The sequence below is a fragment of the Pseudomonas sp. NFX98 genome, assembly GCF_047784845.1.
Lineage (GTDB): Bacteria > Pseudomonadota > Gammaproteobacteria > Pseudomonadales > Pseudomonadaceae > Aquipseudomonas.
The window spans coordinates 11,407-34,498 of the sequence record NZ_JBLNNF010000023.1 but is presented as its reverse complement, the minus strand read 5'-3'; the positions used below and the strand labels follow the sequence as shown (position 1 = coordinate 34,498).

At 57.7% G+C, this 23,092-nt stretch carries 24 protein-coding genes; 14 read left to right on the top strand and 10 right to left on the bottom strand.

The features are described from left to right. Positions 1–241: 241 nt before the first annotated feature. Complete coding sequence (locus tag ACM110_RS25960; protein WP_416130044.1) at positions 242–1,135, top strand: sensor histidine kinase; 894 nt, start codon at positions 242–244, stop codon at positions 1,133–1,135. Continuing rightward, positions 1,132–1,788: a response regulator gene (locus tag ACM110_RS25955; protein WP_416129997.1), complete on the top strand. Its 657-nt coding sequence runs from the start codon at positions 1,132–1,134 to the stop codon at positions 1,786–1,788. The genes ACM110_RS25960 and ACM110_RS25955 overlap by 4 nt, the downstream gene beginning before the upstream one ends. Here ACM110_RS25955 and yegS read toward each other — a convergent pair. After that, entirely contained in the window at positions 1,772–2,689 is a 918-nt protein-coding gene (yegS, locus tag ACM110_RS25950) for a lipid kinase YegS (RefSeq protein ID WP_416129996.1), read from the bottom strand. The two genes, ACM110_RS25955 and yegS, sit on opposite strands and share 17 nt — an antisense overlap. A 224-nt stretch (positions 2,690–2,913) precedes the next feature. Here yegS and ACM110_RS25945 point away from each other — a divergent pair, with 224 nt between their 5' ends. After that, positions 2,914–3,225 (top strand): hypothetical protein, encoded by a 312-nt coding sequence (locus ACM110_RS25945; RefSeq protein ID WP_416129995.1) that lies wholly within the window; start codon positions 2,914–2,916, stop codon positions 3,223–3,225. Between the two features lie 62 nt (positions 3,226–3,287). On the opposite strand, the gene glp is transcribed toward ACM110_RS25945, so the two are convergent. Beyond that, positions 3,288–4,475, bottom strand: coding sequence for a gephyrin-like molybdotransferase Glp (gene glp, locus ACM110_RS25940; RefSeq protein WP_416130043.1), 1,188 nt, complete (start codon positions 4,473–4,475; stop codon positions 3,288–3,290). Between the two features lie 22 nt (positions 4,476–4,497). Next, positions 4,498–5,037: a molybdenum cofactor biosynthesis protein B gene (gene moaB / locus ACM110_RS25935; RefSeq protein WP_150703763.1), complete on the bottom strand. Its 540-nt coding sequence runs from the start codon at positions 5,035–5,037 to the stop codon at positions 4,498–4,500. 81 nt (positions 5,038–5,118) lie between these two features. On the opposite strand from moaB, the gene mobA reads away from it, so the two are divergent. Together mobA and ACM110_RS25925 are read left to right on the top strand one after the other, a co-directional pair. After that, positions 5,119–5,721: a molybdenum cofactor guanylyltransferase MobA gene (gene mobA, locus ACM110_RS25930; protein WP_416129994.1), complete on the top strand. Its 603-nt coding sequence runs from the start codon at positions 5,119–5,121 to the stop codon at positions 5,719–5,721. A gap of 77 nt (positions 5,722–5,798) precedes the next feature. Next, positions 5,799–6,020 (top strand): YgdI/YgdR family lipoprotein, encoded by a 222-nt coding sequence (locus ACM110_RS25925; RefSeq protein ID WP_008055112.1) that lies wholly within the window; start codon positions 5,799–5,801, stop codon positions 6,018–6,020. A gap of 70 nt (positions 6,021–6,090) precedes the next feature. Here the strand turns inward: ACM110_RS25925 and ACM110_RS25920 are convergent, their stop codons facing one another. The 5 genes from ACM110_RS25920 to ACM110_RS25900 form a co-directional block, all read right to left on the bottom strand. Further along, positions 6,091–6,369: a hypothetical protein gene (locus ACM110_RS25920; RefSeq protein ID WP_416129993.1), complete on the bottom strand. Its 279-nt coding sequence runs from the start codon at positions 6,367–6,369 to the stop codon at positions 6,091–6,093. Positions 6,370–6,515: 146 nt separating this feature from the next. Further along, positions 6,516–7,406, bottom strand: coding sequence for a pseudouridine synthase (locus ACM110_RS25915; protein ID WP_416129992.1), 891 nt, complete (start codon positions 7,404–7,406; stop codon positions 6,516–6,518). 71 nt (positions 7,407–7,477) lie between these two features. Continuing rightward, positions 7,478–7,795 (bottom strand): transcriptional regulator, encoded by a 318-nt coding sequence (locus tag ACM110_RS25910; protein WP_338582212.1) that lies wholly within the window; start codon positions 7,793–7,795, stop codon positions 7,478–7,480. 166 nt (positions 7,796–7,961) lie between these two features. After that, a complete protein-coding gene (locus tag ACM110_RS25905; protein WP_416129991.1) occupies positions 7,962–8,198 on the bottom strand; it encodes a glutaredoxin family protein in 237 nt (78 codons plus the stop codon). 82 nt (positions 8,199–8,280) lie between these two features. After that, positions 8,281–9,489 (bottom strand): ammonium transporter, encoded by a 1,209-nt coding sequence (locus tag ACM110_RS25900; protein WP_416129990.1) that lies wholly within the window; start codon positions 9,487–9,489, stop codon positions 8,281–8,283. Positions 9,490–9,814: 325 nt separating this feature from the next. Between ACM110_RS25900 and ACM110_RS25895 the strand changes: the two genes are divergently transcribed. The 9 genes from ACM110_RS25895 (at position 9,815) to ACM110_RS25855 (ending at position 21,636) form a co-directional block, all read left to right on the top strand. Next, positions 9,815–10,129: a DUF883 family protein gene (locus tag ACM110_RS25895; RefSeq protein ID WP_416129989.1), complete on the top strand. Its 315-nt coding sequence runs from the start codon at positions 9,815–9,817 to the stop codon at positions 10,127–10,129. Between the two features lies 1 nt (position 10,130). After that, entirely contained in the window at positions 10,131–10,520 is a 390-nt protein-coding gene (locus ACM110_RS25890) for a phage holin family protein (protein WP_338582219.1), read from the top strand. Beyond that, entirely contained in the window at positions 10,517–10,861 is a 345-nt protein-coding gene (locus ACM110_RS25885; protein ID WP_416129988.1) for a hypothetical protein, read from the top strand. The genes ACM110_RS25890 and ACM110_RS25885 overlap by 4 nt, the downstream gene beginning before the upstream one ends. A 126-nt stretch (positions 10,862–10,987) precedes the next feature. Next, positions 10,988–12,151, top strand: coding sequence for an EAL domain-containing protein (locus tag ACM110_RS25880; RefSeq protein WP_416129987.1), 1,164 nt, complete (start codon positions 10,988–10,990; stop codon positions 12,149–12,151). A 69-nt stretch (positions 12,152–12,220) separates the two neighbouring features. Continuing rightward, positions 12,221–13,549, top strand: a complete 1,329-nt coding sequence (locus ACM110_RS25875) for a deoxyguanosinetriphosphate triphosphohydrolase (RefSeq protein ID WP_416129986.1) — start codon at positions 12,221–12,223, stop codon at positions 13,547–13,549. Between the two features lie 179 nt (positions 13,550–13,728). Then, the gene (locus ACM110_RS25870; RefSeq protein ID WP_416129985.1) at positions 13,729–14,121 is read left to right on the top strand and encodes a response regulator; all 393 of its coding nucleotides are present in this window, start codon (positions 13,729–13,731) and stop codon (positions 14,119–14,121) included. Between the two features lie 244 nt (positions 14,122–14,365). Continuing rightward, positions 14,366–14,992: a response regulator transcription factor gene (locus tag ACM110_RS25865; RefSeq protein WP_175389648.1), complete on the top strand. Its 627-nt coding sequence runs from the start codon at positions 14,366–14,368 to the stop codon at positions 14,990–14,992. 8 nt (positions 14,993–15,000) lie between these two features. Continuing rightward, positions 15,001–18,642, top strand: a complete 3,642-nt coding sequence (locus ACM110_RS25860; RefSeq protein ID WP_416129984.1) for a transporter substrate-binding domain-containing protein — start codon at positions 15,001–15,003, stop codon at positions 18,640–18,642. 48 nt (positions 18,643–18,690) lie between these two features. Next, positions 18,691–21,636 (top strand): HD domain-containing phosphohydrolase, encoded by a 2,946-nt coding sequence (locus tag ACM110_RS25855; protein ID WP_416129983.1) that lies wholly within the window; start codon positions 18,691–18,693, stop codon positions 21,634–21,636. On the opposite strand, the gene ACM110_RS25850 is transcribed toward ACM110_RS25855, so the two are convergent. Beyond that, the gene (locus tag ACM110_RS25850) at positions 21,637–22,119 is read right to left on the bottom strand and encodes a GAF domain-containing protein (protein WP_338582233.1); all 483 of its coding nucleotides are present in this window, start codon (positions 22,117–22,119) and stop codon (positions 21,637–21,639) included. Continuing rightward, positions 22,116–23,006, bottom strand: a complete 891-nt coding sequence (locus tag ACM110_RS25845; protein WP_416129982.1) for an ATP-binding protein — start codon at positions 23,004–23,006, stop codon at positions 22,116–22,118. Before ACM110_RS25845 ends, ACM110_RS25850 begins: the two co-directional genes overlap by 4 nt. Positions 23,007–23,092 lie beyond the last annotated feature (86 nt).

Genomic DNA, 23,092 nt, shown 5'->3' with positions numbered 1-23,092 from the left:
ACTCCCGGGACATATATCGCATGCGCGACCAACGGTATCTTAAGTGGTATTATGCCGCCCATTAGTTGGCGTCAATTAATGGCAATTTGATTGCCACGGCCACAGTCGATCAAGTTCCAGACTCGATTTCTTATACAGAAATTGTGCAGCGTTGAAGTCGATGTACAACATTACAAAACAGAGACCCGTCAGCCAGCATGACCGGTCTGCCCGCAGCGAACCTCCATTGGCTCCATCCGCTATGTACGCCAGCCTCAAGTCAATCGCCACGTGGCCACCGTCCCGAGAAAATGCGCGACGGTTCACGCTTTTGTTATGTGCCTGCTCTACGCTCGGCTGCCTGCTGGTCTATAGCCTTTCCACCCAGCTGCCACTGGCTCTGCTGGCGATCAATATCGCGGCCTTGAGCTGTGTCTGGGTGCAATATCGCCTGTCGCGCAAGTCGATCAAGTTTCAACCCCAGGAACTGGCGGATCGCTTGCTCGAAGTCCAGGAAAACGAACGTCACCGGCTCAGCCGGGAACTGCATGACGACATTGGCCAGTTGCTGACCGCTGCCAAACTTCAGAGTGACTGGCTCAAGCGCCGTATGCCGGAAGAACTCCAGGGGCAATGCTCGGTACTGTGCGACACCCTGGAGGAAACCCTCGCCAAAGTCCGCGACGTTTCGGCCATCCTCAATCCGCGGCAGTTGACCAGCCTTGGACTGGAAGCCAGTCTGCGTGCGCATTTGCTCAAGACGCTGGCCAATACCTCCGTGCATTGGAGCCTGGACTGCCATCAACGCCTGACCGGGATTCCGGAAGAAATGGCCGTGGCGGCGTTTCGCATTACCCAGGAAGCGGTCACCAATATTCTCAGGCATGCCGAAGCAAAGAATCTGCTGGTCTGCCTGCAACGTTTGCCCCAGGGTCTGACATTATCGATCAGTGACGACGGCCAGGGTTTCGCGCCAGCCACGGACCCGGGTCGTGAGGGACAACGCGGAATGGCCGGGATGTCGGAGCGGATCGCTCAGCTGGGCGGCACATTGACGGTGACCAGTGAACCGGGCAAAGGTACTCAAATCGAAGCTCTCTTCCCCTGGGCGCCTCGCGCGCTCGAACGGGCCAGTACGAATAAGGTTATGCATTGACTTGTAACTTACTTCTGGTGGATGACCACTCGCTGATCAGGGCTGGCGTGCGCGCCCTGGTGCTGGATATTCCTGGCTACGCAGTCATCGGCGAGGCCAATGACGGCTCGCAGTTGCTCGCCATGGTCGAGCACCTGTCCCCAGACATTGTGCTGCTGGATATTTCCATGAAGCAGACCGGCGGCCTTGAAGCTTTACAGCAACTCAAACGGGTCCGCCCGCAGAGCAAGGTCCTCATCCTGTCGATGCATACCGACCCGGCACTCATCATGCAGGCGCTGGAGTCCGGGGCTCATGGCTATTTGCTCAAGGACACCACAGCCACTGAACTGGAACATGCGCTGGAAGCCTTGCGTAATAACGAACGCTACCTGAGCCCGGCCATTGCCCATACGGTCATCACCCAGGCGCTAACCCGGACTCAGAAAAGTCCTGACCCCGCTGACTCGCACAACCTGACGGCCCGGCAGCTGGAAATCCTGCGCTTGATCGTTCGCGGAAAATCCACCCGGGAAATCGCCAACGGCCTGGGCTTGAGCGTCAAGACCGTCGAAACCCATCGCTCGCAGATCATGAAGCGCCTGCAAATCTACGATGTCGCAGGCCTGGTGTTGTTCGCCGTGCGTGAACAGATCATCAGTCTGGACGACTGACAGCTCCTGTCGCACTCAACAGCGGCGAATCCTCGGGCAAATGCACAAGCAGTGCCGCCGGTCGCGCCGAGAACCGCAGGTTGTCACCCTCCAGAGGCTCACCATCGAGGTTGATGTAGAGGCCCTCGGAAGCCTTGATCTCGACCCATGGCAGACGAGCCCGCACGAACATGTTGTCGATACCGAAGCCATCGGCCAGCAGGTTTTTCAGGGTGCCGACCACTTCCTGCGGCGCGGGCAAAATGCTGATATCGAGCAAACCGTCGTCCGCCAGTGCCTGCGGGCATAACACATGGCCGCCACCCGCCTGCCGACCATTGCCGATGCCCAGGGCCAGCAGATCTCCACTCCAGTGAAAATCCGGCCCCTGCAACTCGCCATACGCCGCATGCAGTTCGCTGAAGCGTGACAAACCGGTGAACAGATACGCTGCGCCGCCAAGCACCTTTTTCAACTCCTCGGAGGTATTGGCCGTGACCTGGCTGCCAAAACCGCCAGTGGCCATGTTCAGGAAAACCTGCCCGCCGACCTCCCCCAAATCAATCGGACTCGGTGTGACATCCAGTAGATCCAGCGCTTGAGCAGGCTCCAGTGGAACGCCCGCGGCACGTGCGAAATCGTTGGCGGTTCCCAAGGGCATCAGCACCAGGCTGGCTCGCGTGGAATGCGCCGCCATGGCCTCGGCAATATCGCGCAATGTACCGTCACCACCACCAGCGACGATCTGTCTGTAACCTGCCGCCAACGCTTCATCCACCAGCCGCTGTGCGTCGCCAGCCTCCCAGGTCAGCCGGACGGCCAGCTCCCATCCCTGTGCACGCTTGCTTTCGACGGCGGCACGAACCTCTTCATTGAGCGCCTGCTTGCCATGCAGAATCAACAGCGCCTTGCACTCGCTCATGGTTTTGTCACTCCCGGTATTGAATGGCGTATGGGAGATGTTGACCTCGTCGCACCCGCAAAAAGTCGCAAGAAGTTGAATTATTTCCGGCTGGACAGCCTTGATTACTACATGGGGCGATTTTTCTTACAAAACCTGAGGAATCGGCTCAATTGACCAATAAGGGTGATTGGTACACTTTGGCACTTGGGTTTTTCAGTGATAAGCAAACACAAGGATGTGCCATGCAAAGCCATGATCTCAGGTTACCGGTGACTCAGGTCGTACCGCTCGCAGAGAAGCGCGCCAATCATCAAGCCGAATTCAGAAACAGCGCAAAAACCAAAGGAGAAGTCGATATGGAACCTCGCGTCATTGAGTTGGAAACACACCTCAAATACATCCGAAGAGACATGGAAGAAGTACGAACCGACGTCAAATCCATCAAACACAGACTCGCCTATTCCGCTGGCGGAACGGCCGTCGTGCTCGGGCTTTTGGGCTGGATTGCCAATAGCCGTTTCGACCAGCTCGTAACGCTGCTCCTGGCTCATTGATCCGTCATCACGCCAAACCCGGTTGGATCAACCGGGCCTGCGTGACAAGACAGCTATAAAGGTCAGTCCAGCACTTCACTCAGCGGAATGAAGTAAACGCCGTCACCTGCAACCAGTGTGCGATTTTCCAGCACTTCAACCAGCCCATCGGCCCACGCGGCACTGCGCAATACACCGGAACTCTGATTTTTGTAGATGATGGCCTGGCCATTCTCCAGTCGACCGCGCAAGTACTCACGTCGATTACCGGCGATGGGCCAGTCAAATCCTGCCGGTACTTGCACCTTCAGTGGCTCCACCTGTTTGACGCCCTGACGACGCAATATATATGGCCTGGCCAACAGGGCAAAGGTCACCAGCGTCGATGCCGGATTACCGGGCAAGCCGATCACCGGAACCCCACGAAAATGGCCGAATGTCAGGGGTTTTCCGGGTTTGATGGCGAGCTTCCACAAGCTCAGCTCCCCCTCCTCCCGCAAGGCGATACCGAGAAAATCAGCTTCACCCACCGAGACGCCACCGGTAGAGAGGATCAGATCGACACTCTTCAAGTCACCTAGTCGTACACGCGTGGTTTCCAGATCATCCGGAAGAATACCGGCGTCGATCACTTCGCAGCCCAAACGCTGCAACCAACTGCAGAGCAAAACACGATTGCTGTTATAGATCTGTCCTGGCCCAAGCGGCTGGCCTGGTTCAATCAACTCATCCCCGGTGGACAGAACCGCAACGCGAACCTTGCGAATCACCTCCAGTTCGGCACACCCCAGCGAGGCAGCCAGACCTTGTTCAATCGGCCCCAAACGGGTTCCGGCCGGCAAGATCAGTTCACCGACCGTGGTTTCCTGGCCTTGTGGACGAATATTTTGCCCAAGGCTCAAGGGCTCGGTGAAACGTACGCGTTCATCCGCCTGCACTTCGACGTTTTCCTGCATCTCGACACAATCGGCCCCGGCGGGAACAGGCGCGCCCGTGAAGATTCGAGCACACGTACCCGGCTTCAAGGGTTCAGGTGCCTGCCCGGCAAAGATCTTCTGGCTGACGACCAACGGCTCTCCGGTCCAGTCAGCCATGCGCAAGGCATAACCATCCATGGCGCTGTTCGGCCAGGGTGGCAAATCGAGGGTCGACACCAGATCATCGGCCAGGACACGCCCCTCAACCTGCGCCAGCGGCAGGCGCTCACGTTCGACAATCCTCGAGCTATCAGCCATTTCCAGCAAACGTGCCAGCGCCACCTCGACCGGCATCAGGCTGCCGGACTTGCCTGGCTTACCCGCGGGATTCACAGGGGGCCGCCTGTTTCAGATGAGTCACGAAATTGCAGGGGCGATGCCGCGAATCCAGTTGCTCGCCAAGAATGCCGTCCCACCCGGTGCGTACGGCATTGGTCGAGCCCGGCAAACAACAAACCAGCGTGCCGTTGGCCAGACCTGCCAAGGCGCGCGATTGCACGGTCGAGGTGCCAATGTCCGCTACCGAGATCTGCCGAAACAGCTCACCAAAACCGTCGACTTGCTTGTCGAGCAGGCAGCTCACGGCTTCCGGCGTGCTATCGCGTCCGGTGAAACCTGTGCCGCCGGTGATCAGCACCACCTGTACGACATCGTCGGCAATCCAGTTGGCGACTTGCGCGCGAATTTTGTAGAGGTCATCTTTAAGCAACACCCGGGAAGCCAGGTTATGGCCAGCAGCCGTCAAGCGGTCAACGAAGACCTGACCTGAGGTATCGGTTTCCAGGGTGCGGGTGTCACTGACCGTCAGCACTGCGATGTTGAGCGGTGCGAAAGGTACATCAGCCTTGGCTTTCATAGGCTCATCCAGTTGTAGGAGAAACAGCCCGGTGTTATATCACAGCGCCCCCATTTTTCGCCGCCCCCATGGAGAACTGCCATGACCTCTAACACACGACTGCCACCGTGCTCCATTCTGCTTTTGGCGGGCGGACGCGGCGAACGCATGGGCGGTCAGGATAAAGGGTTGGTGGAATGGCACGGTGAGCCGCTGATTGCACATCTGCATCGCAAGGCTCGCCCGCTGAGCGATGACCTGATTATCTCCTGCAACCGCAACCAGGAAAAATACGCGCCCTACGCCGACCAATTGGTTCATGACGACGAAGGCGACTTTCCGGGGCCATTGGCAGGCATTCGTGCAGGCCTGAAAGCGGCTCGCCATACCCACTTGCTGGTCTTGCCCTGCGACGTGCCGCGCATCGATGAAGCCCTGCTCACCAGCATGCGCGAAACCGCCAGCCAGCATCCCGACAAACCGTTGATGTTGCGCCATGATGAACATTGGGAGCCTTTGTTGTGCGTGATTCCCGTGGCACTTCGCGACGACTTCGAAAGCGCATGGAACGACGGTGAACGCAGTCCGGGCCGACTCATGCGCAAGCTGGGCGCAACTGCGCTACAGTGCCCTGACAACGATCCGCGCCTGGCCAACCTGAACACGCCGGAACTGTTAAGCAAACACAACACTGTGTCAGACTGAACGCACCCGAGGAACTTGCACGTGCTGCACACGTCTGAAGTTCAGTAACCAAAGAATTCATTTTCGGAGACACACCCATGACTCAACGGACCCTGGCCACTTTCATGCTCGCACTGGGCCTCGCTACCCTCGCCGGTTGCGCATCGCCTACAGTGATCACCTTGAATGACGGTCGCGAAATCCAGGCCGTCGACACGCCAAACTATGACAAGGATTCGGGCTTCTACGAATTCGAACAACTGGATGGCAAACAAACCCGCATCAACAAGGATCAGGTTCGTACCGTTAAAGAGTTGTAATCTTCGCGGCGACTACCGGATACAAAAATGCCCCGACTTGTCGGGGCATTTTCTTTTCTGACACCGCAACTTACGGGTTAGGTTCTTTCGCAAGCCTGTCCACCCGGGTCAATGCCTGCGTGGCTTCGGTGATGCATTTTTTGTCGTCGTTCGCTGCGTTGGCCGCTTCCGCGCTGGCCTGCATCCGTTTGACTTCCATGGTGGTGTTTTCGGACGTAGCCGGCAGGGTGGTGACCTTGTCCCTGAGCTCCTGGAGCTTGATCGTACAAAGGTCATGATCTGCAGCGAACACGGGATTGGCCAACATTGCAGCGCAAATGAACATTCCAGCGAAAACGGTACGTTTCATGGGTGTCTCCTTGCTTGGAAGGACTCGGAGCTGCCGAATGATCGGGCTGACCTGCCGAGGACTTTGAACGCCACGTTCGTGGGGCCTGTTCAAATGACTACAAACCCGCCCGTAAATTCGATGCTCTCGAAAAATCAGACGCTGAATCACCATTGCAGGCTGATCGTGCTCTCGAACTCTCTTTCCTGTCCCGTGACGGGGTCCACGAACTTTAGCCCTTGCGCCAGCAACTTCAATGGATTGGCGTAATCATCCTCCACATCCTTGAGCACCCGAGGATAAAACGGGTCGTTGCAAATGCTCGCGCCCAACGCTGTCATGTGCACCCGCAATTGATGTTTCTTGCCGGTCACCGGGTAAAGGCCATACCGCCAGAGATCGCCGTTCTTTTCCCTGACCTCGACAGCCGTTTCGGTGTTGCTGGCGCCCGGCCCTTCCTGCATGCGGAAGAAAGGTTCACCGTCAATGAGTCGGCTTTTATGAACCAATGGAAACGAGAGTTCTGGCAATGCTCGTGCGATGGCCTCGTAGCGTTTTTCGATCTGCCGTGTAGGAAACAACGACTGGTACGCCGAACGGCTTTGAGGATTGGCTGAAAACAGCACCAGTCCCGCCGTATGCCGGTCAATGCGATGCAAAGGCACCAGGTGCGGATTATCCAGACGACGGATCAGCCGCCTGAGCAGGGTCTGTTCAACGTACTCACCCGCCGGCGTCACCGGCAGAAAATGCGGCTTGTCCGCCACCACCAGATGCTCGTCCGCGTACAGGATCGACTCCACCACCGGGATCGGCTTTTCGTCCGGCACTTCCCGAAAGTAGTGAATGCGCAACCCTTCCTTGTAAGGCAGATCGAGAGCGATTGGCGCCCCTTGCCCATCAAGCACGCGGCCACGCGCGATTCTGTCCAGCCATTGTTCACGGCCAATGGCACTGAAGTGCTCGCACAGGCAATCGAGTACGGTCTGCCACGAACCAGGCGGCAAGTAGAGTGTACTGGCCTGGCTGTGTGCGGCAGAAAAAGGTGAAGTGGACATACGAAAGCTCTAACCCTCAATGCAGAGCGGCATTATCCAACAGCGAGGGGAACGAACCTAGCGGAGAATCCTCAGGCCGGTATCTGTTTGCGCGCCGCCGCCTCGGTGTACTCCTTGAGCCAGCGCAGCACATCGACCGCCTCCCATCGCCCCGGGTCATACAACGCATACAACAAACCCTGATAGCCCACGACATCCAGTTGCCGGTGATAGCCCGCGCGCTGGAACAAGGCTTCGATTTCAGCGAAGCAGGTATTGAAATGCAGTTTGTTGAAAGGCGTCTTGCCTTCGGTTACCAGACCGTCCAGACGCAATTCGAGGACAGCCTCGCGTACCACGTCAACCGACATCCGGTTCACGCTGCTCTTCAATTGTTCGACGTTGACCACGATTCATCCCTCTCACGCCCGGACTTGCCTGCCCATCCTCTGAAAACCGGATGACAGCGCAGCAATCCGAATAACTGTATGCGCATACAGTATCCGAATCACTGCGGATAAGCCAAGGGGATCAACCGTAAAGTTCGACAAACGGGAATGCCGTCATCGAAAAAGACTAACCAAGGAACGCCACCACTTCATCGGCGCCGAACGGCCAGCCTAGCTCAGCGCCGGTATCAACCCGTCGCAGCACCGGAATGCGCAGGCTGTAAGCTTCGAACCAGGTTTCGTCGTCAGCGATGTCCACCAACTCCACCAGCAGACCCCGCTCGACAAATTCCATCAGCATGGCTTCGGCCACTTCACAGAGGTGGCACCCAACGGTGCCGAACAGCTGACATTCAGGAAGCATGAGCGCTCAACCGAAAAATTTGAGTGACTATTCTAGGCCCACCCTAAATAACCGTCGAGACATTGAATCCTCGCGCCACGCCTCAATCCTGACTGACAGCACCGATCTTGTGCACCGACAAATCCGCACCGTAATACTCTTCTTCCTGGCTCAGACGCAGACCATGGAACGCCTTGATCGCGCCGTATACCGCGAAGCCTCCAGCCAAAGCAACGACCACACCCAGCGCCGTGCCGATCAACTGGCTGATCAGACTCACGCCACCCAGCCCTCCCAATGCGTTCTGGCCAAAGATGCCGCAGGCAATCCCGCCCCACACGCCACACAAGCCATGCAATGGCCACACACCCAGAACATCGTCGATGTGCCATTTGCCTTGCGCGGCGGTAAAGCACCAGACAAACAATGCTCCGGCAATAGCCCCGGTCACCAACGCGCCCACCGGATGCATCAAGTCGGAGCCGGCACAAATCGCCACCAGTCCGGCCAGCGGGCCGTTGTGCAGGAAACCGGGGTCATTGCGCCCGACAATCAAGGCGGCCATAGTGCCGCCGACCATGGCCATCAGCGAGTTCACCGCCACCAGCCCGCTGACGCCTTGCAGGGTTTGCGCGCTCATCACGTTGAAACCGAACCAGCCGACAATCAGGATCCACGATCCCAATGCCAGAAACGGAATGCTCGACGGCGCGAAGGCCACCAGGCGCCCTTCGCGGTATCGACCATTGCGTGGTCCCAGCAGCAACACCGCTGCGAGCGCCAGCCAGCCGCCCATGGCGTGGACCACCACGGAGCCGGCAAAATCATGGAAGCTGGCACCAAAGCTTTCCAGCAACCAGGCTTGCAAACCGAAGTTGCCGTTCCAGATCATGCCTTCGAAGAACGGATAGATGAACGCCACGATCAGTGCTGTCGCACACAGTTGCGGCACGAATCGCGCACGCTCGGCGATGCCTCCGGAAATGATCGCCGGGATCGCCGCTGCAAAGGTCAGCAAGAAGAAAAACTTCACCAGCCCGTAACCGTGATCGGCGTTGATCACCGCCGCCGGTTGCATGAAGGTCACCCCGTAAGAAATCCAATAGCCTATAAAGAAGTAAGCCAGCGTCGAGACGGCAAAGTCGCTGAGGATCTTCGACAGCGCGTTGACCTGGTTTTTTTGCCGAACCGTACCCACTTCAAGAAAGGCGAAACCGGCGTGCATGGCCAGTACCATCACCGCACCGATCAGAATGAACAACGTGTTGGAACTATGGACCAGGCTGTCCACAGCGCTTTGCAGATTTTCCATGGATTAGGCAGACCTTAAGGCTGTAAAAAAGCACCAAAGCAGTTCGTGCGGGCAATCCATGCACCAAGTTGTGACGCAACGAATCCGCTCCGTCACTCCCGATGAACCGCTTTGGCGCACAGGGTTCGTCAAGGCCAATCACGACCGAGACATTGGCTCGTGTTTTGATTGTTTGAGTTATGGTTTACGCAAATCATGCCCAGCAACGGCGCAAAGCGCAGGCTGACGCACCACGACACAGCAAAAGTTGTACCAGTCATTTGTACTGAACCTTCGCGCAAGGCTCATACTCGAACGCTTCAGACGCCACTTATGGAGATCACCAATGGCCAGCACCAAGGCAAAGACTGCTCAAGAAATCCTGATGAACGACTTTCAGACCCTGGTCAGCGACACCGAACGGTTGCTGGAGCACACCGCGTCTCTTGCCGGTGATCAAGCCGATGACTTGCGCGACCAGATCCACGACAGTCTGTTGCGTGCACGGGAAACCTTGAAGCTGACCGAAGACTCCCTGCGCGAACGCGGCAAGGCTGCCGTCACGGCCACCGAAGACTATGTTCAGGCCAATCCATGGCAAGCGGTCGGGATCGCGGCCGGCGTGGGCTTTCTGATTGGCCTGCTGGCGACTCGGCGCTGATATGGCTCTCGGTGAATCCGGCCCGGACGAAACGGGCCAAAGCTCCTCACCGCGACGCCTGGGTGCCGCATTTCTTGGATTACTGCACAGCCATGTCGAACTGTTCGGCATTGAACTGCAGGAGCAAAAGGCCCGTACCGTAAGCCTGCTGCTGTTTGCAGGCCTGGCACTGGTGTTTGCCTTGCTGTTGCTGGTGGGCTTGTCGACGCTGGTGATGATTGTGTTCTGGGACACCTATCGCCTCGCGGCCATCATCGGCCTTTGCGTGTTCTATACCCTCGCGGCAATCTTCTGCGGCGTGCGCTTGAGAGCGGCGATTTTCGATGAGTCCTCGCCCTTCCACGGCACCCTGGAAGAACTGGCCAACGACCGGGAGCGCTTGCTGCCATGAACCTGCCTGAATTGCCTCGAAACAGTTCGCGCACGGAAATGCGCAAAGCGCTGATCCGCCTGCGCATGGAAATGCATCGCCAGGAAATCCGCCACGAATCCACGCAACTGCTGCAACCGCTGCGGCGTGTTCGCGGGATGACGCAAAATCTGCAGGACGGATTCGGCATCAAGCACGCCCCGCTGTGGGGCGTTGCTGCTGTCACTTTGCTCGGTTTCTTGACCGGCAAAGGTGCGAAAAGCGGCGGTGGAATTGCCAGCCTCACGCGACTCGTGCGACTGAGCACCATGTTGGGGCCTCTGATCAAGCTCGTGCTGCAAGGCTCTTCCCGCAAGCACTAGGCTGTCACTTTCTGGCTGCATTCTTGCAAAGACCACGGGATGAACCTCTCTATTGAGGGGTTCGACCCTGCGTGCCTACTCGGCGACCAGGCTCTTTCCAAAAACAAGATCAACCAAGGAGGCCTTGTGATCGACGGGCAACCGCTCGCCTGCTTTCAGCCGTTCATCGATACCGCGACCGGCCGGATCGCGGGTGTCGAAGCGCTGGGGCGTCTGCGTCAAACCGACGGTCAGTTGGTGTCCGTAGGACCATTGTTCGCTGACCCCAGAACCAACGCCATCGCCTTGCGTCGCCTTGATCGCCAGTTGCGCGATAACGCCTTGAGCAGGTTGCATGAAGCACCCTCTGAATGGTTCCTGAGCCTGAACATTTCCCCGCGCTGGATCAGCCGCTTGCGCCCCGACCAGCCGCTGCCAAGTCTCAAGCAACTGAGCAAGTACGGTGTCGACCCGCAGCGAATCGTTTTCGAGATCACCGAACTGGGAGGCGATATCCAGCGCCTGGCCCAAGTAGTGGCGCGTTACCGGTCAGCCGGCGCCCGCATCGCCATCGATGACTTCGGCGCCGGTTACTCCCAGCTTGATCGCGTGCTGGCGTTGCAACCGGACATTCTCAAACTCGACATGCGTCTGTTCCAGGCAGCGGCACTGGGCGGGCCGAGCAGCGACGTGGTCAAGGCCCTGGCGCAAATGGCCGAGAAAACCGGTTGCTGGATCATTGCCGAAGGTGTGGAAACCGACGCGCAACTCAATTTCGCTCTGGAATGCGGCTCGCGTTACGTGCAGGGTTTTCTGTTCGCCGGAGCACAAGAGGATTTCTTTGCCGCCGACGCCTTTGTCGAGCGTTTCGCACAACTGCGTCAGCGCTATGTTCAGCAGAAAATCGCCGAGCGCAGTCGCTTGATGATCATGCGCCAGCAACTCAGCGAACTGATGGCGATCCTGCAAGCCTGGGCCCAGACGCACGCGCCGCTCAGCGCCTTGCCGCAACTGGACGCGTTTCCCTGGCTGCTGCGCTTCTATCAATGCGACCGCCACGGCACCCAACTGACGCCGAACCTGGAATGGCGCAACAATGGCTGGGTCGCCGACAATCACTACCTGGGTCATAACTGGTCCTGGCGTCCGTACTTCTATCACCTGCTGGCCGAAGGCTGGGATGAGCGGCGGCTGACCCTGTCCAACACCTATCGCGACGCCACCAGCAACCAGTATTGCCTCACCGCCGGGCAATTCTTCGACAATGGCGAGCGCCTGCTGCTCATCGATATTGATGCTGTCGGGCTGTAGTTACACTTGCAGGTCGTGATGCGAACCGGGAAGCTGGGGCAATCAGTCACCTGACGGAGAGAACCAGCCTTGGATTGGCATACCCTGCTTACCCGCGAACGCCTCGGAAAGCCCCTGCACAGCCCGCAAGAACTCGGCCGCAGTCCTTTTCACAAAGACCATGACCGGATCATCTTCTCGGGGGCGTTTCGCCGTCTCGGGCGCAAGACCCAAGTACATCCGGTCTCCAGCAACGACCATATCCACACGCGTCTGACCCACTCGCTGGAAGTCAGTTGCGTCGGCCGTTCGCTGGGCATGCGCGTGGGTGAAACCATCCGCAGCGTCCTCCCTGACTGGTGCGAACCCAGCGATCTGGGGATGGTGGTGCAATCGGCCTGCCTGGCCCACGACATCGGCAATCCACCGTTCGGCCATTCCGGCGAGGATGCGATTCGTCACTGGTTCCAGCAAGCGGCCGGTCGTGGCTGGCTGGACGCAATGACTGAAGCCGAGCGCAATGACTTCCTCAATTTCGAAGGCAATGCCCAGGGCTTTCGGGTCCTGACTCAACTGGAATACCACCAGTTCGACGGGGGCACACGACTGACCTACGCCACCCTCGGCACCTATCTGAAGTACCCGTGGACGGCCCAGCATGCCGACTCGCTGGGCTACAAGAAACACAAGTTCGGCTGCTACCAGAGTGAACTGCCACTGCTGGAGCAGATCGCTCAGAAACTCGGCTTGCCGCAACTCGAAGAACAGCGCTGGGCGCGTCACCCACTGGTTTACCTGATGGAGGCCGCCGATGACATCTGTTATGCGTTGATCGACCTCGAAGACGGCCTTGAAATGGCGTTGCTGGAATACGCCGAGGTCGAGTCGCTGTTGCTGGATCTGGTGGGCGACGATTTGCCGGAAACCTACCGCCAGCTCGGCCCCGGGGATTCGCGCCGACGCAAACTGGCCATCCTGCGCGGAAAAGCCATCGAACACCTGACCAATGCCGCGGCCCGCGCCTTTGTCGAGCAGCAGGATTCGTTGCTGGCCGGTACGCTACCCGGCGACCTGGTGGAGCACATGCACGGCCCCGCCAAACGTTGCGTCTTGAATGCCAAGGACATGGCACGCAAAAAAATCTTTCAGGACAAGCGCAAGACCCTGCACGAAATCGGTGCCTACACCACGCTGGAAATCCTGCTCAATGCCTTCTGTGGCGCGGCGCTCGAACAACACAACGGTCGAACACCGTCTTTCAAGAGTCGACGGGTTCTCGACCTGCTGGGCAACAACGCACCCGATCCCCACGGCTCGTTACATACGTCTTTTCTACGAATGATCGACTTCATCGCCGGCATGACCGACAGCTATGCCAGCGACATGGCGCTGGAAATGACCGGTCGCTCCAGTCACTGACAAGAACCGCTTGATCAGCCATTACACCCTCTGTAATGGCTGATCCGTCCCTAAATAACCAAGAGCATTCAACCCTCGCTGAATTCCCCTACAGCTGATGTCGAGTGAACTGATCGATTGTGCCGCATTGACGCGGAACAATCGTGTCTACTTTGTTCAATACAAGAAGCATGAATAACATGATCAAAGAAAATCTGCGCATCTTGCTGGTGGAAGATCATCCATTTCAGCTCAGGGCCACTCAATACCTGCTCGAAAGTTACGGCTTCACACAATTGACCACAACGGACAGTGCCGAAGGTGCATTGCATCAGATGCTCATTGCTGCGCAGCCATTCGATATTCTTTTGTGTGATCAATGTTTGCCAGACGTCTGCGGGCTTGAATTGGTGAAGTACGCCACTCATCGAGGGATGATCAAACAGGCGATACTTTTAAGTAGCCTGACACCGGCCGAACTGGACAGCCTAGAAAACCTGGCGAATGCACATGGCCTGCCACTATTGGGCTATTTAATCAAGCCAATACAACAATCCGAATTCAGAAAATTATTAAACTTGATCACACCGTAACAACCTCCGAAATCACCATACAGAAAAGCCAAAGCAATGTTCAAAAAACAACACACTCAAAAGCAAAAACCAAATGCCCGCAACCTTCATGTATCTTCGCAAAAATCCAGTTAACCCGTAAGCCCATTCTTTTTCGCTTGTAGGACTATTCCTATATTGCTGCTACAGGTACATCAGTTCATACGTGACATCAACTATCTGAGCTAAGGTGCGCGCTTTATTTCAGCTCGCATGGGATTTGATTATGAACTCCGTTTTTATTGTCGACGATCACCCTGTCATCCGACTTGCCGTTCGAATGCTGCTTGAACATGAAGGTTACAAAGTCGTCGGTGAAACTGACAACGGGGTCGACGCCATGCAAATGGTGCGCGAATGCATGCCCGACCTGGTCATTCTCGACATCAGTATTCCCAAACTGGACGGCCTGGAAGTGTTGGCCCGATTCAACGCAATGAGTACTCCACTGAAAACGTTGGTATTGACTGCACAATGCCCAACTCTTTTCGGAATTCGCTGCATGCAGTCCGGTGCTTCGGGATATGTATGCAAACAGGAGGACCTCAGCGAACTGGTCAGCGCTATAAAAGCGGTACTGTCAGGTTACAACTATTTTCCAAGCGAGGCATTGAACCCGGTTCGCGGCGATGAGGCGCGTTGCGCAGAACTGGAACTGTTCAAATCAGTCAACGATCGGGAACTGATGGTGTTACAACTTTTCGCACAAGGCCGTACCAACAAGGAAATTGCCAAGGGCATGTTCTTGAGCAACAAAACCGTCAGTACTTACAAAAAGCGCCTCATGCAAAAACTCAAGGCCAAATCACTGGTTGAACTCATAGAGATGGCAAAACGTAATGCGCTAGTGTGAGAGTCAGGATGCCCAGCCGTTTGAAGAAATGCCTGATACTGATGACCGCGGGCCTATGCCTGAGTACCACGTTGTTCGCGGGACAAAGTAGTGGAAACTACGCCCTGCTGAGTCGCTCGACCGTCGGGCATCTGGAAGTCCACCTGGACCCACCTCAAAGACAATGGCTACAGAACAAACATGAACTGATCCTCGGCACTTCAGCGCCGGATTATCCGCCCTTCGACCTGACCCTAAGTGGCCACGACTATGAAGGTTTCACCGCCGACTACGCCGGTATCCTCGGCAAAGTAACCGGCCTGCCCATCACGATTCAGCGCTTTGCGTCCCGGGGTGCGGCCATTGAGGCGCTGGAAAACGGCGAAGTGGATTTGCTCGGTACCGCCAATGGGTTCGAGGCCCGTAGTACCAACATCGTTCTGTCCAAACCCTACGCCGTGGATCAACCGGTCCTGGTAACGCGTGAAGGCGAAACCCGCTCCTTGACCGATGGCCTCGCCGGTATGCGCCTGAGCATGGTGTATCACTACTTGCCGCTGGATGAGGTCAAGGCACTGTATCCGAAGGCGATCATTACCTCTTATCCGTCCTACCAGAATGCGATCAATGCCGTTGCCTTCGACCAGGCCGACGTGTTTCTCGGCGACACCATTTCCACCCACTACATGATCAACAAGGGATACCTGAACAATATCCGCATGGCCAACTTCGGCAAACACGAAGCCTACGGCTTCAGTTTCGCGGTGCATAAAAACAACCCTGAGCTGCTCGGGATCATCGATGCGATGCTCTTGGCCATCCCCACCAGCGTTCGAGAAAACATCGCCAAACGCTGGAGTGCCGGCAGTGACATTCTGCTCACCGATCACAAACTGGCGCTCAGTTACAGCGAGGAGCGCTGGCTGGCGCAACATCCTGTGGTCCGCGTAGTCGTCAACGAGGCGTTCGCGCCGCTGACGTTTTTCGACAGCGCGGGTAACTTCCGTGGGATTGCCGCGGACTTGCTTGAGTTAGTCAGGCTGCGCACGGGGTTGCGCTTCGACATCCAGCGCAGCCGCAACGACAGCGAAATGATCCAGCGCATCAAAGACGACCAGGCTGACCTGATCGCCGCGCTACTCCCCAGCGCACAACGGGACACGCTGCTCAATTTCAGCCGGCCATACCTGCAGAACTCCTATGTTCTGCTGACGCGCAAGGCCGCGGACAGCCCCACCAACCTCACCCAGCTTCAGGGCAAGCGCCTGGCAATCGCCCATGGCAATCCACTAATGGACTACTTGCGCAACGAGTTCCCGCAAATAAAGCTCATCGAAACCCCGGACACTTTCAGCGCCGTCGAGATGCTGGCGGAGGGTAAGGCAGAAGGTGCGGTGAATTCACTGGTGATTGCCAACTACTTCATTTCCTCGCGACTCTTTGACCACACCCTGCAAATCAGCACCACCATCGGTACGGAACAAGCCGCGTTCTCCCTGGCGACAGGCCGTGAAGCCAAGGAACTCAATGACATCCTCAACAAGGCGCTATTGAGTATCGCGCCGGAGGAGCTGGGCATCATCAACAGCCGCTGGCGTGGTTACTCGGCGTCATCACAAAGCACCTGGCGCAACTATCACCGACTGTTTTATCAGATCGTCATCGCTGCCGGCGTGCTGCTATTGATTTCCGTGGCCTGGAATGCCTACATGCAGCGCCAGATCAATCAGCGCAAAGCGGCTGAACGCGCACTGAACGATCAATTCGAATTCATGCGTTCGCTGGTCAATGGCACGCCACACCCACTTTATGTGCGGGATCGTCAGGGACTGTTGCAAAGCTGCAATGAGAGTTACCTGCAAGCCTTCTGCGCCAGACGCGAAGACGTGATCGGCAAAAGCGTCATCCAGGGAGCCATGAGCAATGCGTTCGAAGCCCGCGAATATCAGGCCGATTACCAGCGTGTCGTGGCTGAGGGCAGACCGCTGATTCTCGACCGTGCTTTGCACATTGGCGGTCGCCGGCTGACGATCTATCACTGGATTCTCCCCTACCGGGATTCAAGCGGTGAAGTGCAAGGCATTATCGGTGGCTGGATCGACATCAGTGAACGGCGGCAACTGTTCGACGACCTGCGCAGCGCAAAAGAGCGCGCCGATGAAGCCAACCGGGCCAAAAGTACGTTTCTGGCGACCATGAGCCATGAAATCCGCACGCCGATGAACGCGGTCATCGGCATGCTCGAACTGACGCTGAAACGAATTGAACACCACCACCCTGACCGTTCGGCCATCGATGTGGCCTATCACTCGGCGAAGGATTTGCTGGAACTGATCGGCGATATTCTCGACATTGCGCGCATCGAATCCGGGCACCTCAGCCTGAGCCCGGAGCGTGTCAATCCGCGAGAAATCGTGGGATCGGTGGTGCGGATTTTCGATGGGCTGGCCCGGCAGAAAGAGCTTGAACTGCATCTGGATTTCAACCCGGCCAATCCGCCTATCGATGTGCTGCTGGACCCGCTGCGCTTTAAACAGGTGCTGTCGAATCTTGTCAGCAACGCCATCAAGTTTACCGAGCAGGGCCAGGTGAGGATTACCGTCGACCTGCGCCAGACCGCCGAGCCCGATCAAGCGCTGTTGCAACTGCAGGTTGAGGACAGCGGTATAGGGATCAGCGAACAGGATCAGCAGCGCCTGTTCGAGCCTTTTGCCCAGGCCGATAACGCCGTGCGGTCAGCCAGAGGCGGTGCCGGGCTTGGCCTGGTGATCAGCCGCAGCCTGTGCGAAACGATGGGCGGCAGCCTGCAATTGAACAGTCAGCCCGGCAAGGGGACGCAAGTGCGAATGTCACTGCCGCTACCTGCCCTGCCCCGTGAACCCATGGTGGAGACGATTGAAACGCAGATCCAGACCGCCAGCATCCCGTTGAATGTTCTGGTGGTCGATGATCATGCAGCCAATCGCTTGCTCATGTGTCAGCAACTGGAGTTTCTGGGGCATCGATTCAGTGTCGCAGCAGACGGCCAGGAAGGGTTCGAGGCGTGGAAAGCCGGAGCATTCGATCTGGTGATCGCCGATTGCAACATGCCGGTCATGAATGGCTACGAACTGGTCCGAGCCATTCGCCGACACGAACAGTCAACGCAACAACCGCCATGCACTGTGCTGGGTTTCACCGCCAATGCTCAAGCGGAAGAAATTCGACGCTGCAAACACGCCGGGATGAATGACTGCCTGTTCAAACCCCTGACCCTGGCCGCCCTGAGCCAATGGGTTGAAAGCATCGCACTGACGTCCCGCACTCCAGCCTTCAACCTGGAAGGGTTACAGCAACTGACCGGCGGCAACCCGGCATTGAACCAGCGCCTGTTGACCGAACTGCTGAACAGCAACCGTCTGGACCGCCAAGGGTTGCAGATGCTTTACGGGTCCACGGATCCGCAGGCATTTCTCGACATTGCCCACAAAATCAAGGGCGCCGCCCGGATCGCTCAGGCTTTTCGTTTGATCGACAGCTGCGAGGCGCTCGAAACAATCTGCCGCGCCCCATTCCAGGCGGAAAAAGTGGCCGAATGCTGTGCGGCAGTGGAGCGCGCCCTGATGGAACTGGACCAGGCATTGCTGCAACAAATCGGCGAAAACGACGAAAGCAGAATGACAGAGGCTTAACTATGCTTGGACGCTGAGCAGTGTGTTAACCATCACGGAGCGACCTGCATGCCCAGCCCACTGCGTCCGGATCAACGGCGATTTCCCCTGCACGTTCATATCAGCGTGATGTTTACCTTCCTGCTGTTGCTGACCGGGGTAGCACTGGGCATTTTCAATTATCGGCAAACCACACAGATCATCCTGTCCAGCAGCGAGAAGCTGTTCAATCGCATCGAGCAGGATGTCCGCCTCGATTTGCACGCCACCTACGAACCGATTCGGCACCTGCTGAGCCTGCTGGTCGTCAACCCTGCGATCCAGGCGCCGGACCTGGAGCAACGCCTGGCGCTGCTTAGGCCCTTCAGCCAGTCGCTGACCGACAATCCTGATCTGGCGTCGCTGTACCTGGGTTATGGCAACGGTGATTTCTTCATGGTCCGCCCTTTGCGCACCGCACATTTGAAAACACTGCTCAAGGCCCCGGAGTCAGCGGCTTATCAAGTGTGGAGCATCGAGCGAAGCGCTAGCGGCCAGGCGCATTCCCAATCCTTGTTTTTCGATCAGAATCTGGCCTTGATCAGTCGCCAGGACAATCCCGAGGACCCTTACGATCCGCGCAGCCGCGCCTGGTTTACCAGCGCCAGCCGCGACAACGATCAGATCACCACCGAGCCCTATGTCTTTTTCTCGACCCACAACGTCGGCACCACCCTGGCCCGGCGCAGTGGCGAGCAGGTAGTGATGGGCGCCGACCTGACTCTCGCTGAACTCAGCGCCACCCTGGCCAAACATGTGGTGACCCCTTCCACGGAGATCGTGCTGTTCGATGCCCAAGGCAATGCCATTGCCTATCCGGACGCCAGTCGACTGATCATCGACGATCAGACCGCGCGCCTGATCAAGGCCGCTGACCTGAGCCCCAGCCTTGGAACGTTACTCAAAAGCCCTCCAGGGGGCAATCGGCTGAATGCTTACGGTCGCCAATGGATCGTGGCCCGCAGCAGCATGCAGGAAGGTGGCCCACAGGGACTGCAACTGGCGTTGCTGGTGCCGGAAGATGAATTGCTCGCCGATGCTTACCGCATGCGCTGGCAAGGCGCGCTGATTACCCTGGCAACGTTGCTGTTGTGTGTGCCATTGGGTTGGCTGACATCGCGCATTCTGGTCAAACCCCTGCGCGCCCTGGTGCAGGAAGCGGATGCGATTCGCAGTTTCGATTTCAATTTTCCAGTGTCCAGTCGTTCACCGGTACTCGAAGTCGATCAACTGAGCGTGTCGATGGCGCGCATGAAAGACACCCTGACGAGTTTCTTCCAGATCACCGACAGCCTGAGCGCCGAGACCCGTTTCGCGCCTTTGCTGGAACGGGTGTTGTTTGAAACCGTAAAAATCGGCCAGGCCCAGGCTGGCCTGATCTACCTGCGCGAAGGTGACGGCGATCGCATGGAACCCCTGGGTCTGGTGATCAACGATACCGAGCAACCCCTGGCGTCATTCGACATCGGCGCCCACGAGCTTCAAAACCCGCAGAGCCCGGCCTGGTTGCAGCAGTTGTCGAGTGCCGACAATGTCGTCAGCAATCTCGGTTTCGAGCAGGCGGGGGATTTGAAGAAAGTGCTGCTCGCACTGGAATGCCCCCGGGTTCATCTGATCGGCATCCGTTTGCACAATCGCCATAACGAAACCGTGGGTCTGCTGGTGTTTTTGCTGACCGACAGCGGCAATCAAAGCGACCTGGAAAAACTTCGTCCGGACCGCATCGCGTTTCTCCAGGCCGTGTCCGGTGCTGCCGCAGTGAGTATCGAAAGCCAGAGGTTGCAAGCCCGGCAAAAACAATTGCTGGACGCGTTCATCAAGCTGCTGGCCGGTGCGATTGACGCCAAGAGCCCTTATACCGGCGGGCATTGTCAGCGTGTGCCGGTCCTGACCCTGATGCTCGCTCAGGCCGCCGCGGCCAGTGAAGACCCGGCCTTCCGCAGCTATCAACCTACCGACGATGAATGGGAAGCCCTGCACATCGCTGCCTGGCTGCACGACTGCGGCAAGATCACCACCCCGGAGTACGTGGTGGATAAAGCCACGAAACTGGAAACCCTGAACGACCGTATCCACGAAATCCGAACGCGCTTCGAAGTGCTCAAGCGCGATGCGTGGATCAGTTACTGGCAAGCCGTTGCCAAGGGGGGTGACGAGCAATCTCTGGCGCAAATCCGCGACGCGTCTTTGGCAGAGCTGGACGACGATTTCGCCTTCATCGCCGGCTGCAACCTCGGCGGCGAAGCCATGGCCGAGAGCGACCTGCATCGCCTGCGCAGCATCGGCCAACGCACCTGGAACCGAACACTGGATGATCGACTGGGGGTTTCCTGGGAGGAAAACCAGCGTCAGGCCCGCACCCCGGCCCCGATACTGCCGGTCACCGAATCACTGCTGTCGGACAAACCCGAGCATCTGTTCGAACGCACCGATGCCGAACTGATTGCTCGGGACAATCCCTGGGGCTTCAAACTCGATGTACCGCGCTACAAGTACAACCGCGGCGAACTTTATAACCTGAGCATTGCCCGCGGCACCCTGACAGGCGAAGAGCGCTACATCATCAATCACCACATCGTGCAGACGATCCTGATGCTCAGCCACCTGCCCTTCCCCGAACATCTGCGCAACGTGGCGGAGATCGCTGGCGGCCATCACGAAAAAATGGACGGCACCGGCTACCCCAAACGCTTGAAGCGCGAGGACATGAGCCTGCCGGCGCGGATGATGGCGATTGCCGATATTTTCGAAGCGCTGACCGCTGCCGACCGCCCCTACAAGAAGGCGAAATCCTTGAGCGAGGCGCTGGGCATCATGGCGTACATGTGCCGCGATGCGCACATTGATCCGGAATTGTTCGGGCTGTTCATCAACGCCCACATCTATTTGCAGTACGCCAAGCGTTTTCTCGACCCACAACAAATCGACGCGGTGGACCCGTCAGGCCTGCTGGTCAAGGCAGGCCTCAAGGTTTGATCAACAATCGGTCAGGCGCAGGAAAATCGCCGCCAGTTGCTCGATTCCGGCCTGATCCTCGGCGGTGAAACGCGCCAGTTTCGGGCTGTCGAGGTCCAGCACGCCGATCAGACGACCGTCCTTGACCAGCGGCACGACCAGTTCACTGTTCGACGCGCTGTCGCAGGCGATGTGCCCGGGAAACGCGTGTACGTCTTCGACCAGTTGAGTCTGCAAGGTCGCCGCCGCCGTACCGCAAACGCCGCGACCGAACGGAATCCGTACACAGGCGATCTGCCCCTGGAACGGACCCAGCACCAGTTCTTCGTTGCGATTGAGGTAGAAACCGGCCCAGTTCAGGTCATCGAGCTGGTTGAACAGGAACGCCGAAAACTGCGCGGCGTTGGCGATGAAATCCCGCTCGTCCGCCAGTAGCGATTCCAGCTGTGCGTGCAGCATGCCGTAGCCGTCGAGGCCCTGGCCGCTCTTTTGTAAATCGATCATGCCTTGTGCTCCAACAGTTTCAGCCCGACCCAATAGCGGGCAAATTGATACGCGCAACGTCCATTGCGATTGCCGCGCCCCGTGGCCCAGCGCACCGCGAGGATGTCCAGCTCTTCGGTGCGTTGCCAATTGAGGCCGGCCTTGTGGGCCAGTTGGCCGATCCAGTGTTCGACGACGTTGAGGAAGTGTTCCTGGGTAAACGGATAGAACGACAACCACAGGCCAAAGCGGTCCGACAGGGCGATCTTGTCTTCCACCGCCTCGCTGGGGTGCAATTCGCCGTCGACCCGCTTCCAGTTTTCGTTATCGCTTTCCTTCTCCGGCACCAGGTGGCGACGGTTGGAGGTTGCGTACAGCAGCACATTGTCCGGTGCCTGTTCGAGGGAGCCGTCGAGTACACTTTTGAGTACGCGATAATCACCCTCGCCCGACTCGAACGACAGGTCATCGCAGAACAGTACGAAACGCTGGGGCAGTTTGGCGATCTGCTCGACGACCCGTGGCAAGTCCGCCAGGTGATCGCGTTCGATCTCGATCAGGCGTAAACCGGCCTTGGCGTGCTCGGCCAACAAGGCGCGGACCAGCGACGATTTGCCGGTGCCGCGCGAGCCCCAGAGCAAGGCATGGTTGGCCGGCATGCCATCGAGGAACTGCTGGGTATTGCGCCCCAGTTGTTCCACTTGGCGGTCGACGCCAATCAGGTCGGACAGGCGCATGTCGAGGCTGACTTCCAGCGGCAGCAGAAAGCCGCTGCGACCTTCGCGCTGCCAGCGCGCGGCCAGGCAATTTGTCCAGTCGATGGATTGCCGAGGGGTGGGCAGCAGCGGTTCGATACGGGCCAGAACGGCATCGGCGCGTTCAAGAAAAGCATTCAATCGGGAATCCACGTCTTCTCCTCGGGCATGTTCACAGTAATGATGACGATACAGCGACGAAACACAATGTTCGACAACCGGGACAAGCCCCGGTACAA

What these genes read in the sequence shown, in the direction of transcription:
- ACM110_RS25915 (WP_416129992.1), bottom strand. Translation starts at nt 7,406, where the DNA reads ATGTCCACTTCACCTTTTTCTGCCGCACACAGCCAGGCCAGTACACTC.
- ACM110_RS25890 (WP_338582219.1), top strand. Translation starts at nt 10,131, where the DNA reads ATGGCTCTCGGTGAATCCGGCCCGGACGAAACGGGCCAAAGCTCCTCA.
- ACM110_RS25895 (WP_416129989.1), top strand. Translation starts at nt 9,815, where the DNA reads ATGGCCAGCACCAAGGCAAAGACTGCTCAAGAAATCCTGATGAACGAC.
- glp (WP_416130043.1), bottom strand. Translation starts at nt 4,475, where the DNA reads ATGCCGGTCGAGGTGGCGCTGGCACGTTTGCTGGAAATGGCTGATAGC.
- ACM110_RS25850 (WP_338582233.1), bottom strand. Translation starts at nt 22,119, where the DNA reads ATGATCGATTTACAAAAGAGCGGCCAGGGCCTCGACGGCTACGGCATG.
- ACM110_RS25885 (WP_416129988.1), top strand. Translation starts at nt 10,517, where the DNA reads ATGAACCTGCCTGAATTGCCTCGAAACAGTTCGCGCACGGAAATGCGC.
- ACM110_RS25920 (WP_416129993.1), bottom strand. Translation starts at nt 6,369, where the DNA reads ATGAAACGTACCGTTTTCGCTGGAATGTTCATTTGCGCTGCAATGTTG.
- moaB (WP_150703763.1), bottom strand. Translation starts at nt 5,037, where the DNA reads ATGAAAGCCAAGGCTGATGTACCTTTCGCACCGCTCAACATCGCAGTG.
- ACM110_RS25900 (WP_416129990.1), bottom strand. Translation starts at nt 9,489, where the DNA reads ATGGAAAATCTGCAAAGCGCTGTGGACAGCCTGGTCCATAGTTCCAAC.
- ACM110_RS25860 (WP_416129984.1), top strand. Translation starts at nt 15,001, where the DNA reads ATGCCCAGCCGTTTGAAGAAATGCCTGATACTGATGACCGCGGGCCTA.
- ACM110_RS25960 (WP_416130044.1), top strand. Translation starts at nt 242, where the DNA reads ATGTACGCCAGCCTCAAGTCAATCGCCACGTGGCCACCGTCCCGAGAA.
- ACM110_RS25865 (WP_175389648.1), top strand. Translation starts at nt 14,366, where the DNA reads ATGAACTCCGTTTTTATTGTCGACGATCACCCTGTCATCCGACTTGCC.
- ACM110_RS25925 (WP_008055112.1), top strand. Translation starts at nt 5,799, where the DNA reads ATGACTCAACGGACCCTGGCCACTTTCATGCTCGCACTGGGCCTCGCT.
- yegS (WP_416129996.1), bottom strand. Translation starts at nt 2,689, where the DNA reads ATGAGCGAGTGCAAGGCGCTGTTGATTCTGCATGGCAAGCAGGCGCTC.
- ACM110_RS25905 (WP_416129991.1), bottom strand. Translation starts at nt 8,198, where the DNA reads ATGCTTCCTGAATGTCAGCTGTTCGGCACCGTTGGGTGCCACCTCTGT.
- ACM110_RS25945 (WP_416129995.1), top strand. Translation starts at nt 2,914, where the DNA reads ATGCAAAGCCATGATCTCAGGTTACCGGTGACTCAGGTCGTACCGCTC.
- mobA (WP_416129994.1), top strand. Translation starts at nt 5,119, where the DNA reads ATGACCTCTAACACACGACTGCCACCGTGCTCCATTCTGCTTTTGGCG.
- ACM110_RS25870 (WP_416129985.1), top strand. Translation starts at nt 13,729, where the DNA reads ATGATCAAAGAAAATCTGCGCATCTTGCTGGTGGAAGATCATCCATTT.
- ACM110_RS25855 (WP_416129983.1), top strand. Translation starts at nt 18,691, where the DNA reads ATGCCCAGCCCACTGCGTCCGGATCAACGGCGATTTCCCCTGCACGTT.